The organism is Sphingomonas sp., from assembly GCF_019635515.1.
Taxonomy (GTDB): Bacteria; Pseudomonadota; Alphaproteobacteria; order Sphingomonadales; family Sphingomonadaceae; genus Sphingomonas.
The window spans coordinates 576,984-592,806 of record NZ_JAHBZI010000001.1; the positions used below are offsets into that span (position 1 = coordinate 576,984).

Genomic DNA, 15,823 nt, shown 5'->3' on the forward strand with positions numbered 1-15,823 from the left:
TCGCTTCATAACGTTGCCGCCGATCCGAGGATCAATGTCGCCTGGCTGGAAAGGACGCCGCCATTGCCATGGACGACCGCGACATCCGCATTCTCGACCTGCAGGCCGCGTGCTGTGCGAGAGATTTGGCGGAACGCCTCTTCGATGGCGAAGATGCCGTACATGCCGGGATGCACGCATGAGAGCCCGCCGCCATTGGTATTGACCGGCAGGGCGCCTCCCGGCGCCGCGTTGCCTTCGGCAAAGAAGGTCGCCGCTTCGCCCTTCCGGCAAAATCCGAGATCCTCGAGAAACAGGATCGGATTGATCGTGAAGGCGTCGTATAGCTGGGCGATGTCGACATCGGCCGGGGTCAGGCCGGCAAGCGCGAACGCCCTCGGTCCGCAGTCCGCGGCTGCTGTGCGTGTCAGATCCGCCATGGCCGAGATATAGCGGTGCGTCGTCGCAGCGGCGCCCCCCAGCAGATAGGCCGGGCGGGTGCAATGATCCTTGGCACGATCGGCCCGCATCATGACGATTGCACCGCCGCCATCCGTGACCAGGCAGCAATCGCGCACCTTGAGCGGCGATGCGACCGGTCGAGATGCCAGGCATTCCGCGATGGTCAGCTCGTCCCGCAGCATCGCATCGGGATGATGCCGGGCCCATTTCCGCATCGATACCGCCACGGAGGCCAGCTGTTCCGCGGTCGTGCCATATTCGTGCATATGGCGGCGCGTCGCCAAAGCATAGGAGGCGGCGAGCGTCACGTTGAACGGGCTCTCGAAATCGGACGAGCCGGGAGCAACCAGCAGTTTGCGGCTGCTGCGCGACACCGATCCGTACGCGATGAGCGCGATATCGATCAGACCGGCTTCCAGATACAATGCCGCCGTCACCGCGTGTGACATGAAGGACGAGCCACCGAGGCGGTTGTTGTCGGTATGGCGTGGAGTTAGCCCCAGATATTCCGAGAAGCTCAGCCCTGAGAGCATGTCGTCGGGCATGCACAGAAAAATGCCATCGACATCGGAAAGTGCCAGATTGGCGTCCGCGAGCGCATTGAGCGATGCCTTCGCAGCCAGTTCGGTGGCCGTGAAGCCTGGAGCGTCGCCGACACCATAGGTCCCACCGCCTACGATCGCGGCCGCTCCGCGAGACCATTCATGCATCGCGCGACTCCCCGGCAAGCCGACACAGGATTATCGGTTCGCCATCTTGTATCTCGATGAAAAGCCGGACGGATCGGCCGATCGCGAGATCGTCGTTCGGCGCATCCACTAGCCGGGTCATCACCCGCGGCCCTTCGGCGAGATCGACCAGGCAAATATTGTAATCCGGTTGCGGCGATTTCGCGGCGACGATCGTGAAGGAGTAGAGTGTGCCTTCACCGCTAGCCTCGACCCACTCCAGATCTTCACGGCCATCGCCGGGAAGCATGATGCGCGGCGGAAACACGTGGCGGCCGGTCGTGCGTGAGCGCTGGATCAGCAACTTGCCGAGCAACGCGTTACGCTTGTAATGTTGCGTGGCGCTTTCGATCATCCGATCATCTTTCCGGAAGGTTCAGCCAGCGCTTGGACAGGATATTGCGCTGGATTTCGCTAGTTCCGCCGAAGATCGATGCGGGTCGAGAGATCATGTACAATTGGCGCAGGTCGAGCGCCGATGAGCCTTCACCCCAGACGCCGATCGCGCCGGCTTCCGCAGCGAGCGCCTGCGTCGCCTGGGCTATAGCCTGGAAGAGTTCGGACGATGTCAGCTTCAGGATCGATAGCTCGACATCGTCATAGATGCCGCGCGTGGCGGCATCGACGATCTCGCGGAACAGGCAATCCAGTTCCGCGTAGCGAAGCTCCAGTCGCACGCGCTCGTGTCGCACGACGGGATTGTTCGCCTCGCCAAGTTCGCTGGCGAGCCGCCGGTAGGTTTCCAGCGCGAGCCGGGAGAGCGCGGGCGTTCCGATAGCGATCCGCTCGAAACCCAACAGTGATTTGGCGATGGTCCAGCCATGCCCTTCTTCGCCAACGCGGTTGTTGATTGGCGTGCGCAGACCGTCCAGGAACACCTCGCAAAATTCCCGATGTCCGGCGATATTGGTGATGGGGCGCACGGTGACACCACCGTTCCGCATGTCGGCAAGCACGAAAGTGATGCCCTTTTGCGGCCGGTCTTCGACCGAGGTCCGGACGAGCATGAAGCAATGCGTCGCGTCATGGGCATAGGACGTCCATGTCTTCTGCCCGTCGATCACGTAATCGTCGCCATCGCGAACAGCGGAGGTACTCAGCGATGCCAGGTCCGAACCCGCGCCGGGTTCCGAATATCCCTGGCACCAGCGATGCTCGCCGCTGAGGATGCGAGGCAGGTAGTACGCCTTTTGCGCCTCGGTCCCGAATTTGATGAGAGTCGGCCCCAGCATCGAAATGCCGGCATCCACCGTCCTGGCGACGCGATATCTTTCGAATTCCTCGGTCATCGCGATCTGGCGATCGACTGACAGCCCCATTCCGCCATGTTCGACTGGCCAGCCTGGCGCGACAATCCCGCCACGGAACCTGATCCTTTGCCAACTCAGCGCTTCTTCGCCTTGCAGGCGGTCGAAGGGGCGGCGGATGCTCTCGGGGCAATGCGCCGCAAGCCATTCGCGGATGAAGCTCCGGAACTCAGGCAGCGCCATCCGGGAGAAATCGGGGGGACTCATGCGGCAAGCTCGTTCAAGTTGAGCAAATGGACGGTGAGAGCTTCGGTATTGCCGAGCCACGGCGCGAGCACGAGCGCTGCGACATGGTAAAGACCGATATCCGCGTCGTCGGTGTAGCCAAGCGCACCGTGCAAATGGATCCCGCCTCGCGTCACGACAAGCGCAGCTTCGGCCGCGCTCAATTTTGCGGCGGCGGCAAGTGACTTGGCGCGATCGGCATCGTCGCCATCAACTGCCTTGAGCGCTTTGACGCATAGTGCTTCGCTCAGTCGGATGCGCATCGCATAGTCGACCAATCGGTGCTGGATTGCCTGGAACGAGCCGATCGGTTTGCCGAACTGCTGGCGGGTCTTTGCATGTTCGATCGTGATAGCCAGCGCGGCCCGGGCGATCCCCAACAGCTGCATCGCGAGCATCGCCCGTACTTCGGTGAGCGCGCCGTCCAGGGCGCTGGCACTACCGGTCTGCAACCACATATCGTCCGCGACCGGAGCGGAGCTGAAACATATCGTGGCGGCAGTGGTGCCGTCGATCTGGCGCTGATCGGCGATGCGAACGCCTTCGGCGTCGCTCGGTATCAGGAGCAGATGCGGCGTTCCCGCTCCGTCCGCCGCCAGCACGATCAGCCTCTCCGCAGCGCCACCGCCGACGACGAATGTCTTTTCGCCGTCGAGTCGCCAGCGCCCGCCTTCTTTCGACAGACGGGTGCGGAGATTGCCGGCGATTTCGACCGCGCCGGGGCGTTCCTGCCACGCTACGGCGATACGCGATTGTCCGCCCAGCAAACCCTCCATCGCCGAGGCGCGGGAAGCGCCTTCGTCAGCGTGCAGCAGCGTGATCAGCGGGAACAATCCTTGCGCGAGATAGGGCTCGGGCACGAGGCGCTCGCCAACCAGTTGCGCAATACCGCCGGCCGCGTGCGCAGAAAGCCCGCTCCCGCCCTCGCGCTCCCCTGCGCGCGATCCCAGCCAGCCCTCGGCCGCGAATCTTCGCCACAGCGCCGGACTATAGCCCGGTGCCGTTTCGCGGACCCGGCGACGGCGAGCGAGGTCATGATGTTCGTCAAGAAAGCCGCCGAAGCCGTCCAAAACGGCGCTAGCGATCTCATCATCGGACAGCATCGCGAAAACCTCTCCGCCTTCAAACCGTGGACGCGGTATCATGCTTCGGCGTCGTTACCGCTTTTCAGCTAAATGAGGGAAATGTCAAGTAAACGGAATTGAATTTCATAAATGGATATGACTGTGCGTGGGCTTTTGACCTGTTCGGCCGGCAACTGCTGCAAGGCGGGCGGGCAGCGGGTTCGCATATTCGCGGACCCCAGCGACTAATCCTAAACCGGTCGCCTGAGTAGAGTTGGCAGCATCGACTGGTTGCCGGCACGCTATAGTCGTTCGGTCAGTTCGGGCACGATTTTGAAGAGGTCGCCGACGAGGCCGATGTCGGCGACCTGGAAGATCGGGGCGTCCTCGTCCTTGTTGATGGCGATGATCGTCTTGCTGTCCTTCATGCCGGCGAGATGCTGGATCGCGCCGGAAATGCCGATCGCGATATAGACTTCGGGAGCGACGATCTTGCCGGTCTGGCCGACCTGATAGTCGTTCGGGACGTAGCCGGCATCGACCGCGGCGCGCGATGCGCCGACCGCGGCGCCGAGCTTGTCGGCGAGCGGCTCGATGATCGAATGGAAGTTCTCCGAGTTCTGGAGCGCGCGGCCGCCCGAGACGATCACCTTGGCGGCGGTCAGTTCCGGACGCGTCGATTCGGCGATCTCCGCCGAGACGAACTTTGAAATGCCGGTGTCGGCCGCACCTGAAACCGCTTCGACCGTGCCGCTGCCGCCGCTGGTGGCGGCCTTGGCAAAGGCGGTGCCGCGCACGGTGATCACCTTCTTCTGGTCGGAGCTCTGGACGGTGGCGATGGCGTTGCCGGCATAGATCGGCCGCGTGAAGGTGTCGGCGCTCTCGACCGAGAGGATGTCCGAGATCTGCATCACGTCGAGCAAGGCGGCGACGCGCGGGGCGATATTCTTGCCGTTGCTGGTCGCGGGGAACAGCACCGCGTCATGATCGGCCATCAGGCTGACGATCAGCGGCGCGGCGTTCTCGGCGAGTGCATGGCCCAGCGAGGTGTCATCGGCGAGATGGACCTTGCCGACGCCGGCGATCTTCGCGGCTTCGTCGGCAACGGCCTTGCAGCCGCTACCCGCGACGATGAGATGGACTTCACCCAGCTGCGAAGCGGCGGTGACGACGGCGAGGGTGGCGTCCTTGACGGAGGCGTTGTCGTGCTCGACCCAGACCAAAGTCTTCATTTCGCGACTCCCCCCCGTACAACTCCCAGAGCCTTGAGTTTCTCGACCAGCTCATCGACCGAGCCGACCTTGATGCCTGCCGAGCGCTTGGCCGGCTCGACGGTCTTGAGCGTCTTGAGACGCGGCGCGACATCGACACCGTAATCGGCGACGGTCTTCTTCGCGACCGGCTTGGACTTGGCTTTCATGATGTTCGGCAGCGTCGCATAGCGCGGCTCGTTGAGGCGGAGATCGGTGGTGACGATCGCCGGTGCCTTGAGATCCACCGTTTCGAGACCGCCATCGACTTCGCGGGTGACGACGACACGGTCGCCGCTCACCTCGACCTTCGAAGCGAAGGTGCCCTGCGGCCAACCGAGCAGCGCCGCAAGCATCTGGCCGGTCTGATTCGAATCGTCGTCGATCGCCTGCTTGCCGAGGATCACCAGGCCCGGCTGCTCCTCGTCGCACACCGCCTTCAAGAGCTTGGCGACGCCCAGCGGCTCGACCTCGTCATCGGTAGCGATCAGGGTCGCGCGGTCGGCGCCCATCGCGCGGGCGGTCAAGAGCACATCGGTCTCGGCCTTGGCCACGCCGATCGTCACGACCACCACTTCGCTGGCCGCGCCCTTTTCCTTCAGACGGATCGCCTCTTCCACCGCGATCTCGTCGAACGGGTTCATGCTCATCTTGACGTTCGCCAGATCCACGCCCGTCCCATCCGCCTTCACACGCGGCTTCACATTGTAATCAAGCACCCGCTTGACCGGTACCAAGACCCTCATGCCACTCTCTCCAGCAGATCGGCCTGCCTAAGCGTCGCGCATGATGTCCGCCGCGGCCCGCCATTCCATCAATATAAAGAAAAATGGAACTAGATTTCAATGTAGTCAAGTGTAAGGGGCTGCACTTTGATGCTGCGTGGCGCGGAGGCGCGATATGGTGTTCGGTGAAGAGCAGGGGATACTCACGCAAGGAGATTGGCGACCGTTCGACGCGGTGCCGGGCTTCTGCGATCTTATCGGGCCGATCTGGAAATTGCCCGTCGATTCGGAAGACGAAATTATCCGGCTGGGATTCCGGGTTGAGCCTCGGCATTGCAACCGATTGAGCTGGTGCCACGGCGGGATGGTGTCGACCATGTGCGACACAGCGCTTGGCATCAATGCGAACCTTCATGCGGGGATCGAGAATGTCACCCCAACGGTCTCGCTCTCTGTCGACTTCATCAGAGGGGCAAGGCTTGGCGAGTGGGTCGAAAGCCGGGTCCGCATCCTCAGGATGACGGCAAGCCTTGTTTTCGTGGATGGCCTGCTCCGAACCGAGTGCGGGTGACTGCTCGGGCCAACGGCGTATTCAAGCGCAGATAGCCGGACAAGCCGTAACGCCGCGCTGTGTTCATTCGAGCATGGCCTGTCTCAAGGGTTGCCGAGCACGCCAATGTTGAAGGATCCATTGGCGGACATCACTACCGGTAACATCTTATGATATAAGGGAAATATTGTCAGCATAGTATATGTGAAATGCCATTCCATGCGAAATATATAAACGCAGAAACGAAATGTAGTTTCATTATTGACTCGCTCCGCCTCCGCGTTATGCTCCAGCGACGAATAAGCGGCGGCGACTCCAAACAAGGAGTGCCCAAGGGGAGGAACGGAAATGGCTATCGGACGCTACGCTCTCTATCTCGCATCTGCATCCGCAGCACTGATCGCTGGTACCGCACAGGCGCAGGACGCGCCGGCGGCGTCGGCGGGCCAGGCCGAGGAACGGGTGGTGCACGGCGATGGCGCCGAATCCGGCGAGATCGTCGTCACCGCGCGCAAGCGCGACGAGAAGCTTATCGACGTGCCGGTCACGGTGAGCGTTCTTTCCACCGCGGATATTGCCCGATACGATTCCAATGATCTCGTGCGTCTCGCCGAGATGACCCCGACGGTGGTGGTTGCACCCTACAAGATCGCCAATGGCGGTCTCATTTCCATTCGCGGGATTAGCACGCCGCCGGGAAGTGCCGGTCTCGAGCAGACCGTCTCGGTCGCGATAGATGGTTACCAGACGTCGGACGGGCGGATCGCGTCTCTGGGGTTCTTCGACATCGAGCAGGTCGAGACGCTGAAGGGACCGCAGGCGCTGTTTTTCGGCAAGAACAGCCCGGCGGGGGTGATCGCGATCCGCACGGCCGGGGGCACCGATACGCTGCAGATGGGCGTGAAGGCCAATTACGAGTTCGTGGCGGATCAGATCACCACCGAAGCCTATATCAGTGGTCCGCTAGGTCCCGATATCCGGGGCCGTATCGCCGGCAAGTTCCGGAAGGCGCAGGGCTGGTTGTACAACGACACCGTCCCCATGGCCAACCCGTTCTACACCGTGGCGCTGCCTGCCGGCGCTGCGCAGTTGCCGGGTTCGCGCCACAAGCGGCTCGGCGACGACGAGGTAATGGGCCGGGCGACGCTGGAATATCGCCCTGACCCCAGCTTGAGCGTGGTCGCCAAACTGTTCATGCTCGAGGGCAACGACCCGGGCTCCGCGTCTTCCGTCCAGAATATCGGTCCCTGTCCGTCGGGCAATTCGCGGGTTAACACCGTCGTCGATGTCGGAGAATGCCGGCGGGACAATCATATGGTCTACGCCGATTTCTCCCCGACGGTTGCGGCGGGGATGCCGCGCGCTCCCCGCGATGGCCGCGCTTTCGGGCACAGTTCCGCTTCAATCGGAAATCTCAACGTTTCCAAGGATCTGGGCAAGGTCAACCTGACGCTCAACTCGGGCATCAGCACGTTCCACTACAACAGCTTCGCCGGACTCGATTCATCCTCGTTCAACCAGCTCGCCGTTGTCGAGGATTCCACGAACAAGGCGTTTTCGATTGAAGCGCGCGCGCTGACCGATTTCGACGGCCCCATCAACTTCATGGTGGGGGCCTATCTCCAGAATACGGAAATCCACTTCTATAACGACGTGAAGACCAGCGACACCGGCTATGTCGCGGCGACCGGCCGTTATGACGCCTACGAGCCGCTCAAGCAGGTCAGCGGGCGATCTCGGTCGATTTTCGCCCAGGCGATCTGGAATATATTTCCGAATCTGGAACTGGCAGGCGGCGGACGATATAGCTGGGAGCAGAAGCATCTCAACGCCCGCAACCTGTACGGCACCGGTGTTTTTGCGACGACCAACATGGTGATCCCGACCTCGACGGATCCGACGCCAGGCGTCCTTGCTTACACCTTCAAGGACGATAACTTCTCGCCGGAAGCGACGCTAACCTGGCATCCGACGCGCGATACGACGCTGTATGCAGCCTATAAGACCGGCTTCTTATCCGGAGGATTCGGTCTTCAGGGCGGCATTCGAACCACAACGACGATAGCGGATGTCGATTTCAACTCGACCACCGTCGAAGGTTTTGAAGTTGGCGCGAAGGGCGAGTTCTTTGATCGCAAATTGCGCGTGTCCTCAGCGGCGTTCTTCTACGACTTCAAAGATCTTCAGGTCAGCACGTTCAACTCCACGTTGATCCAATACACGCTTAACAACGCCGGTGCGGTCAAGCAGCGCGGCGCGGAGATCGAGGTGCAGTTTGATGCCGCGCCTGGGTTCCAGTTGCGGGGGGCGCTCACATATTCGCGCAATCGTTTCGAGGGATATGTTGGTCAGTGCTACGTCTATCCGATCCCGGCGGCGCAGGCCCAGACCGCCGCGGCGCCTTCCGGGTGCTCGTTTGTGCTAAATTCTGCCGGCGGGCGCGTGCTTTCCGGCGGCGCGCCGGTGCTGCAGCAGGTATATGACGGGCGTGCGCCCGCAAGGTCGCCGGATTGGGCGGGCAATCTCGGATTTACTTATGACTATTCGTTCTCGGACGACGTAAGGCTCGGAATCAGCGGCGATGCGCTCTACTCGAGCAGCTATCTCGCGGCTGACACGCTATCGCCGATCTCCCGACAAGACGCCTATGTGAAGTTCAACGCCAATCTGCAGTTGCAGTGGGGCGACCATTGGACCTTCAGCCTGACCGGCCGCAACCTGACCAACAAATATATCCTCCTCTATGCCAAGGATCGCACGGGTGGAGCGGCGACCAGCCTCCAGATCGGCGAGCACCATGGCGTGGTTTCGCGCGGGCGCGAGATAGCCGCGGGAATTTCGTTCAAGTTCTAGTCGAATTCGGTGACGGAAGATGGAGAGCGCAGATGGCGACGCTTGCTTCTGAACAAGATCTGGAGATCGAGTGCACGCCGATCGGGTGGGCGCTGGGCGCGGAGATCAAGGGTGTGGACATCAGCGCGCCGCTCAACTCCGAGCAGATAGGCGCGATCCGCAGTGCGCTGCTCAAGCATAAGGTTCTCATCTTTCGCGGATGTCCGATGACGCCCGACGAGCAGATCCGCTTCACCAAGTATTTTGGTGAATTGCCGGATCTGCCGTTCAACAAGCGATGGATGCATCCCGAATTCACCAACGAAGTCTATGTGGTGACCAATAAACCGAAGGCGGATGGGGCCATTCCCGAAACGGTGAATACCGGGCGCTGGTGGCATTTCGATCAGAACTTCATGCCCCAGCCGGCGATGGGACGGGTATTGCACTGCGTAGAAGCGCCCGCGCTTGGCGGCACGACCATGTTCGCCAATCAGGAACTGGCCTATGAGTTGCTGAGCGACGGCTACAAGCGGATCGTCGAGGGGCTTCGGCCGGTGTACGATATCGTGAGCAGCGCGATCGCACGGCTTTCGAACCGCAAGCCGATGAGCCAGGAGGAGATCGACCGCACGCCTTCCAGCGCGCATCCGTGCGTTCGCACGCATCCCGAGACCGGCAAGCGGTCGCTGTTCTTCGACAAGTCGACCTGTGAGCGTTTCGAAGGACTTACTCTGGAAGAAAGCGCCGGCATCATCGCGTTCCTGCATCAGCATACGACGCAGCCGACGCTGACATACCGGCATATGTGGAAGCCGGGCGACACGCTGTTCTGGGATAATCGCTGTGCGACGCACTATGCGCCGCCGGACTATGATGTCGGCAATCTGCACGATCCGCGGAACTGGCGGACGATGCATGGCACGACGATCGCCGGGGACACGCCCGTACTCCGGCCGATCAGCTGATCGGGGCGGAGATGCATCAGCCTCGCCCGCAATTGCGCTATTCGCAGGCGGAATGGGAAGTCCGGTGCGATCTGGCGGCCTGTTACCAGCTCGCCGAGCTTTACGGCATGTCCGATATGGCGGTGACGCATATCTCGGCGCGTATTCCGGGAGATGGGGATTTTTTCCTGCTCAATCCGTTCGGCATGCTGTTCGATGAGATCACGGCTTCCTCGCTGATCAAGGTCGACCTCGACGGCAATGTAATCGATGGCGGATCCGAAGAGATGAACCCGGCCGGGTTCGTCATCCATAGTGCGATCCACATGGCGCGGCCGGAACTGACCTGCGTCATGCATTCGCACACGCGTGCCAACAATGCCGTGGCGATGCAGAAGGAAGGGCTGTTGCCGCTCAGCCAAAAGGCGATGCTGATTTCCAGCTTCGTCCGGTATCACGATTATGAGGGCGCCTCGCTCAATCTCGGAGAACGCGAGCGGATTCTCGATGATCTGGGCGATGGCCGCATATTGATCCTGCGGAACCATGGCGCGCTGACCGCTGGAACCTCGATCGCGGAAGCGTTTTGCTGGATGCACAAGCTCGAAGCGGCGTGCAGGTTTCAAGTCGATGGCCTGAGCGGCGGGCGGGAGCTCAACTGGCAAAGTGAAGAAGCGGTGCGTTCGACAGCCGAGCAGGGACGGAAGCTGTTCGGTCCCGGTGGACCCGCGGCAGCGGGCAAGCTGGAATGGGCGGCGCTGGTACGAAAGCTGGAGCGTGAGCGTGGAACGAATTATCGGACATAGATGCATGCCTCCAGCCGAGGATCGTGACCTTGTCGGGAGCTAGGGCACGCCGGCGGCCGGGGGTCTCCACCGGGCTGGAGCGGACCCCGCTGGTTCTGAAGGCGGCTTACGGACTGGGTGTCTTCGGGACGACGCTGGCGCAGCTCTCGTTCGCGCTGCTGCTGCTGTTTTTCTACACCGATGTCATGCGGCTCAGCCCGATCCAGGCGGGGCTGGTCATTTCGTTGGGCTCCACCATCGATATCGGCGCGAATTTCGGCATTGCCTGGCTGAGCGCAAGGCGAAAGGGCGGGGGCGAGCGATACCGCCCCTTCATCCTCTACGCGGCGCCGCTGCTCGGATTGACGCTGTTCGCCATGTTCTACATGCCGTCGATCGCGCCGGAATATCTGTTCGCTTATGCGCTGGTCACGCACCTCGCCTTCCGGGCGAGCTATGCGGCGGTGATGACGCCGCACAGTTCGCTCATCAGCCGGCTTTCCGATGACGCGGACGAACGCGCCGCTATCGGCGGCGTAAAGGCGATCGCCAACGCACTCGGTGTCCTGACGGGCGCCGTTCTCGGGATCGAAGCCATCGAAAACCTGCCGCCCGAGAATTTGCGCGAGGGTTTCGTCGTGTTCGCGCTCGTGTTCGGCGCTCTGGCGGGAGCTAGCGCTTTCTTGTCTGGCTGGGTTTGCCGGGAGCGGGTTAACCGCCAGAGCATGGACCGGGACGTCTCGAACCCGCTGCTGGCAGCCAAGGCGATCGGGCGAAATCCGAAGATCCTCGTCCTTTTCGCGGCGATGCTCGTTTTTTTCGTCGGCTACACCATCCTCAACAGCGGCCTGGTCTACCTGTTTCGCTATGTCGTGGATGCCGATTTCTCGACTGCGGACGCCCTGATCGCGATCTCGGTCGGCGGTGTGCTGATGCCATCGATCTGGACGATGATCATACGCCGCACCAGCAAGGCGGCTGTCTGGACGGCCGGCTGCACGCTGGTCGCACTGGTGCTCGGGCTCCAGTATCTCATCAGTTCCTCGGCCGCCACCTGGTTGATGATCATCGCCTATGTGCTCGTCGGCGCAGGCAAGAGCGGCATCGTCATCAACTATTTCGCGCTCACCGCCGACGCGGTTGATTATGGTCAGTGGCGCGTCGGCGAACGCGTCGAGGCTTTCAGCTTCGCGCTCCTCGCCATCATGAACAAGACAGGCACAGCGTTGGGCGCAGCTTTGCTTGGATTTCTGCTGGAGTGGTCCGGCTATGTCCCCGGCGTGGCGCAGACCGCCGGAGCCAAAGACAGCATCTCGTGGATCGCATGCCTGGTTCCCGCTGGCTTCATGCTGGTGTCCGGGCTGATCATGCTGGCCTTTCGGCTCGATGCGAAACGTCACCGGGCGATCCTGGAAGAGATGAAATGATCGCGGCCGCGAACCGCAGGGATGTGCGCGACAATCGGCTCGAACGGCAGCTGTCGGGCGGTGGAACCGGCTGGACGACCACCTTTTTCGGAGTGCCTGCGGATGGGCCAGTTGAAGGCAATGACGGCCCGCAAGCCTATCTTGTCGAACAAGCGCCGGGAAGCTGCGTCCTGCCGCATTTCCACGACGAGGATCAGTTTCAGGTCATTGTCTCCGGCGGAGGCACACTCAACCGGCGACCTGTCCGATCCCCTGCAATCCACTACGCGAACCGGCATACGGCATATGGCCCGATCATCGCCGGGCCGGAGGGGCTTTCATACTTCACGTTGCGCGCGAGCGGCGCGATGGGCGCGCATTTTCTGCCTGGCGCCATCAAGCTGGTCGATCGCAATGTCCCGCGCCGGCAAGCCAAAGCCGAGATTTCTCCGCATCGTCAGATGCGGATAATCGAGGAGCTTCTGGCCGAGTCCGATGATTCTCTGGCCGCCTGGTCGATCAGAGCTCCTGCCCGGTCCGATATTCGATTGCCCGCCGGAAGCGGGCATGGTGGCCGGTTTCTCGTGATACTCGAGGGTCAGGCGGTCTTATCCGGCGAAATCCTGGATCCGCTCGGCGTCGCTTATGTTTCCGACGACGCGAATGTGTCGCTCCTGAAAGTGTCCGGCGCCGGCCCCGCTCACATTCTGCTTCTGCAGATGCCCCGTGTCGCGTCGGTTGCCAGCTAGACCAACGCCGTCTTTGCGACGGTCCGGGATCATGTTTTACGAAGGTTGCCGAGATGCCAATTGATTATGACCGCCTGAAAAATTGGGACTTTCCGGACATCCAGCACAGCTACGACCGGCGCGATTCACAACTCTACGCGCTGGCGATGGGCTGTGGCGCCAACCCGCTCGACCAGCAGGATCTGGACTTCGTTTACGAAGCGCGAGGCCCGGCGGTGCTTCCCAGCATGTCGGTGGTTTTAGGGTATCCGGGTTTCTGGCTTGGGGATCCGGCGACTGGCGTCAACGCGGGTCAGGTTCTCCATGGCGAACAGGGATTTGTGATCCACAAGCCTCTTGCTCCATCAGGCACCGTCATCGGACGAACGCGCGTGTCGGAAGTGATAGACAAGGGCGCCGGCAAGGGCGCGCTGATCCTCACGACGCGCGATGTGATCGACCGGGACTCTGGCGAGTTGCTGGCAACGCTAACCTCGACCTCTTTCGCCCGCGGGGATGGTGGTTTTGGCGGGCCCGCCATCGCCGCGCCGCCGCCGCATCCGATGCCGGACGGTGCGCCACAGGCTTCGCTCGATCTGCCAACGCTGCCGCAGGCGGCCCTGATCTACCGGCTGTTCGGCGACTACAACCCGCTGCATATCGATCCGGACGCGGCTTCGTCCGCCGGATTCGACCGCCCGATCCTGCACGGCCTCTGTACGTTCGGTGTGGCCGTACGCGGTCTGGTGCGGATGTGTTGCGGGAATGAGCCGACGCGGATGCGTTCGGTCCGCCTTCGATTCTCGGCGCCGGTGTTTCCCGGGGAGACCATTCGCGTCGAGACATGGCCGGAGGGGGAGGGCACCGCCGCGTTCCGCGCAAAGGTGGTGGAGCGCGATGCGATCGTACTCAATAACGGCTTCGTCACCTTTACCGCATGACCGATCTCGCAAACCCCATGAGCGATGCGGCACTTGACGTGTTGAGAGGCGCGATTGGCCGCACCGAGGAAAGCCGCGATATCGTGTCGCCATCTCTGGTCGATCGTTTCAGGGCAACGCTCGGTTACGCGTCGCAACAAGGCACGGATGCGCCGCTCGGCATCCACTGGTGCCTTTCGCCGCCCGCGGTGGCTCCGGAGGGGATCGATATCGACGGGCATCCCAAGCGGGGAGGCTTTATACCGCCCATCGCACTGCCGCGACGCATGTGGGCGGGTGGCGCGATCACCTTCATCGCGCCGATCCAGGTTGGCGACACCGTCATCCGCCGGTCGCGTATCGCCGATATTGCCGGCAAGACCGGGCGTTCGGGGCAGTTGGTCTTCGTTACCGTGGAACACGAGCTTTCGGGCGCAGCGGGCCCTTTGCTCCACGAACGACAGGATATTGTCTATCGGGAGGCGTCGCGCTCCGCACCGGGGCCGGAAGCGATCGCCACGCTCTCACCCATGCCCGCCGCCGAGCATGCGCGCGAGATGGCGGCCGACGAGGTGCTGCTGTTTCGATACTCCGCGCTTACCTTCAACGCGCACCGGATTCACTACGACCTGCCCTATGCCGTGCAGGAGGAGGGGTATCCGGGACTCGTCGTGCACGGCCCGCTTCTGGCCACGCTCCTCCTGAACCATGCCGCAGAGGTGGCGGGCAGGCCTCCCGTTGAATTCACGTACCGGGGAATCCGCCCGCTGATTGCCGGCGCGAGCTTTTCGATAAACGCCAACGCTTCAAACGGCCTCGACCTGTGGGCGGCGGATGCGGCAGGGGTAAAGGTTTTCGCCGCAGCCGCCACAATTGACGGATCAAATAATGAAACGTCATTCCATTATATTTGACACCTTCCATTTTTGATGCGACTGACGAGCTCGTAGAACGCAATGGAAGGGGCTCCAGTGGGCGCGGGATCATTGGACGGAAAGGTTGTCATCGTCACAGGCGCCGGCCGGGGGATTGGCCGCGAAATCGCGCTATATGCCGGGCGTAGCGGCGCGAAGGTGGTCGTCAACGATCTCGGCGCGCAGCCTGACGGTAGCGGGGCCGACCTTTCGCCAGCCGAAGAGGTCGTCGCCTTGATCGCGAAGGAAGGCGGCAAGGCCGTTGCAAATTTCGACTCGGTCTCCGAGCCAGCTGCGGCGGAGCGGATCGTCAAATCGGCGATCGATGCGTTCGGACGGCTGGATGGCGTCGTCAACAATGCCGGCATCCTGCGCGACGTGATCTTCCACAAGATGACCGCCGAGGATTTCGAATCCGTGGTGAAAGTCCACCTGTTCGGTTCGTTCCATGTTTCGCAGGCGGCTGCGCGGTATTTTCGCGATCAGCAAAGCGGCGCGTTCGTCCACATGACTTCGGCGTCCGGCCTGATCGGCAATTTCGCCCAGGCGAACTATGCGGCGGCAAAGCTCGGCATCGTCGCGCTGTCGCGCTCGATAGCGCTGGATATGTCGCGTTTCGGGGTTCGCTCCAATGCGGTTTGCCCGTTCGCCTGGAGCCGGCTGATCGGTGGCCTGCCCACCGAAACCGAGGAACAGCGCGCCCGGCTCGAGCGCATGAAGGCCATGGGCCCCGAGAAGCTGGCGCCGCTGACCTGCTACCTGCTGAGCGACGACGCGGCCGATATCTCGGGTCAGATCTTCGCGGTTCGCAAGAACGAGATTTTCCTGATGGGGCAATCCCGTCCGCTTCGTTCGGTCCATTCCGCGACCGGATGGGACGGTGAATCGCTCGCCAGCCACGCAATCCCCTCCTTACGCGCTTCCTTCTACCCGCTCGACCGGTCGCCGGATGTGTTCTGCTGGGATCCGGTATGACTCGGGGGATCCTGGACTTCGGCGTA

The 15,823-nt window shown here is 62.1% G+C and carries 15 protein-coding genes; 9 read left to right on the forward strand and 6 right to left on the reverse strand.

What is annotated here, in order from left to right; all coding sequences use genetic code 11:
* Nucleotides 1-5: 5 nt before the first annotated feature.
* From KF730_RS02940 to KF730_RS02965, 6 genes are all read right to left on the reverse strand, one after another.
* Nucleotides 6-1,151: an acetyl-CoA acetyltransferase gene (locus KF730_RS02940; protein ID WP_294092136.1), complete on the reverse strand. Its 1,146-nt coding sequence runs from the start codon at nucleotides 1,149-1,151 to the stop codon at nucleotides 6-8.
* Entirely contained in the window at nucleotides 1,144-1,524 is a 381-nt protein-coding gene (locus tag KF730_RS02945) for an OB-fold domain-containing protein (RefSeq protein WP_294092137.1), read from the reverse strand. The genes KF730_RS02940 and KF730_RS02945 overlap by 8 nt, the downstream gene beginning before the upstream one ends.
* 4 nt (nucleotides 1,525-1,528) lie before the next feature.
* Nucleotides 1,529-2,683 (reverse strand): acyl-CoA dehydrogenase family protein, encoded by a 1,155-nt coding sequence (locus KF730_RS02950; RefSeq protein WP_294092138.1) that lies wholly within the window; start codon nucleotides 2,681-2,683, stop codon nucleotides 1,529-1,531.
* Nucleotides 2,680-3,804, reverse strand: coding sequence for an acyl-CoA dehydrogenase (locus KF730_RS02955; RefSeq protein WP_294092139.1), 1,125 nt, complete (start codon nucleotides 3,802-3,804; stop codon nucleotides 2,680-2,682). Before KF730_RS02955 ends, KF730_RS02950 begins: the two co-directional genes overlap by 4 nt.
* Before the next feature lie 263 nt (nucleotides 3,805-4,067).
* On the reverse strand, nucleotides 4,068-4,997 hold the full coding sequence (locus tag KF730_RS02960; RefSeq protein WP_294092140.1) for an electron transfer flavoprotein subunit alpha/FixB family protein: 930 nt from the start codon (nucleotides 4,995-4,997) through the stop codon (nucleotides 4,068-4,070).
* Nucleotides 4,994-5,761 (reverse strand): electron transfer flavoprotein subunit beta/FixA family protein, encoded by a 768-nt coding sequence (locus tag KF730_RS02965; protein ID WP_294092141.1) that lies wholly within the window; start codon nucleotides 5,759-5,761, stop codon nucleotides 4,994-4,996. Before KF730_RS02965 ends, KF730_RS02960 begins: the two co-directional genes overlap by 4 nt.
* Nucleotides 5,762-5,915: 154 nt before the next feature.
* Here KF730_RS02965 and KF730_RS02970 point away from each other — a divergent pair, with 154 nt between their 5' ends.
* The 9 genes from KF730_RS02970 (at nucleotide 5,916) to KF730_RS03010 (ending at nucleotide 15,797) form a co-directional block, all read left to right on the forward strand.
* Nucleotides 5,916-6,311 carry a PaaI family thioesterase gene (locus tag KF730_RS02970; RefSeq protein ID WP_294092143.1) on the forward strand — a complete coding sequence of 132 codons (396 nt, stop codon included), beginning with the start codon at nucleotides 5,916-5,918 and terminating at the stop codon, nucleotides 6,309-6,311.
* Nucleotides 6,312-6,638: 327 nt separating this feature from the next.
* On the forward strand, nucleotides 6,639-9,143 hold the full coding sequence (locus tag KF730_RS02975) for a TonB-dependent receptor (protein ID WP_294092144.1): 2,505 nt from the start codon (nucleotides 6,639-6,641) through the stop codon (nucleotides 9,141-9,143).
* 32 nt (nucleotides 9,144-9,175) lie between these two features.
* Nucleotides 9,176-10,090 carry a TauD/TfdA family dioxygenase gene (locus KF730_RS02980; RefSeq protein WP_294092145.1) on the forward strand — a complete coding sequence of 305 codons (915 nt, stop codon included), beginning with the start codon at nucleotides 9,176-9,178 and terminating at the stop codon, nucleotides 10,088-10,090.
* A gap of 11 nt (nucleotides 10,091-10,101) precedes the next feature.
* A complete protein-coding gene (locus KF730_RS02985; RefSeq protein ID WP_294092146.1) occupies nucleotides 10,102-10,875 on the forward strand; it encodes a class II aldolase/adducin family protein in 774 nt (257 codons plus the stop codon).
* 23 nt (nucleotides 10,876-10,898) lie between these two features.
* Nucleotides 10,899-12,281: an MFS transporter gene (locus KF730_RS02990; protein ID WP_294092148.1), complete on the forward strand. Its 1,383-nt coding sequence runs from the start codon at nucleotides 10,899-10,901 to the stop codon at nucleotides 12,279-12,281.
* Complete coding sequence (locus tag KF730_RS02995) at nucleotides 12,278-13,009, forward strand: hypothetical protein (RefSeq protein WP_294092150.1); 732 nt, start codon at nucleotides 12,278-12,280, stop codon at nucleotides 13,007-13,009. Before KF730_RS02990 ends, KF730_RS02995 begins: the two co-directional genes overlap by 4 nt.
* 53 nt (nucleotides 13,010-13,062) lie before the next feature.
* Nucleotides 13,063-13,929, forward strand: coding sequence for a MaoC/PaaZ C-terminal domain-containing protein (locus KF730_RS03000; RefSeq protein WP_294092151.1), 867 nt, complete (start codon nucleotides 13,063-13,065; stop codon nucleotides 13,927-13,929).
* On the forward strand, nucleotides 13,926-14,822 hold the full coding sequence (locus KF730_RS03005) for a MaoC family dehydratase N-terminal domain-containing protein (protein WP_294092152.1): 897 nt from the start codon (nucleotides 13,926-13,928) through the stop codon (nucleotides 14,820-14,822). Before KF730_RS03000 ends, KF730_RS03005 begins: the two co-directional genes overlap by 4 nt.
* Before the next feature lie 72 nt (nucleotides 14,823-14,894).
* The gene (locus KF730_RS03010) at nucleotides 14,895-15,797 is read left to right on the forward strand and encodes an SDR family NAD(P)-dependent oxidoreductase (RefSeq protein WP_294092153.1); all 903 of its coding nucleotides are present in this window, start codon (nucleotides 14,895-14,897) and stop codon (nucleotides 15,795-15,797) included.
* The last annotated feature ends 26 nt before the right edge of the window (nucleotides 15,798-15,823 follow it).

What these genes read in the sequence shown, in the direction of transcription:
- KF730_RS02945 (WP_294092137.1), bottom strand. Translation starts at nt 1,524, where the DNA reads ATGATCGAAAGCGCCACGCAACATTACAAGCGTAACGCGTTGCTCGGC.
- KF730_RS02995 (WP_294092150.1), top strand. Translation starts at nt 12,278, where the DNA reads ATGATCGCGGCCGCGAACCGCAGGGATGTGCGCGACAATCGGCTCGAA.
- KF730_RS02950 (WP_294092138.1), bottom strand. Translation starts at nt 2,683, where the DNA reads ATGAGTCCCCCCGATTTCTCCCGGATGGCGCTGCCTGAGTTCCGGAGC.
- KF730_RS02985 (WP_294092146.1), top strand. Translation starts at nt 10,102, where the DNA reads ATGCATCAGCCTCGCCCGCAATTGCGCTATTCGCAGGCGGAATGGGAA.
- KF730_RS03000 (WP_294092151.1), top strand. Translation starts at nt 13,063, where the DNA reads ATGCCAATTGATTATGACCGCCTGAAAAATTGGGACTTTCCGGACATC.
- KF730_RS03005 (WP_294092152.1), top strand. Translation starts at nt 13,926, where the DNA reads ATGACCGATCTCGCAAACCCCATGAGCGATGCGGCACTTGACGTGTTG.
- KF730_RS02955 (WP_294092139.1), bottom strand. Translation starts at nt 3,804, where the DNA reads ATGCTGTCCGATGATGAGATCGCTAGCGCCGTTTTGGACGGCTTCGGC.
- KF730_RS02940 (WP_294092136.1), bottom strand. Translation starts at nt 1,151, where the DNA reads ATGCATGAATGGTCTCGCGGAGCGGCCGCGATCGTAGGCGGTGGGACC.
- KF730_RS02970 (WP_294092143.1), top strand. Translation starts at nt 5,916, where the DNA reads ATGGTGTTCGGTGAAGAGCAGGGGATACTCACGCAAGGAGATTGGCGA.
- KF730_RS02975 (WP_294092144.1), top strand. Translation starts at nt 6,639, where the DNA reads ATGGCTATCGGACGCTACGCTCTCTATCTCGCATCTGCATCCGCAGCA.
- KF730_RS02960 (WP_294092140.1), bottom strand. Translation starts at nt 4,997, where the DNA reads ATGAAGACTTTGGTCTGGGTCGAGCACGACAACGCCTCCGTCAAGGAC.
- KF730_RS02965 (WP_294092141.1), bottom strand. Translation starts at nt 5,761, where the DNA reads ATGAGGGTCTTGGTACCGGTCAAGCGGGTGCTTGATTACAATGTGAAG.
- KF730_RS02980 (WP_294092145.1), top strand. Translation starts at nt 9,176, where the DNA reads ATGGCGACGCTTGCTTCTGAACAAGATCTGGAGATCGAGTGCACGCCG.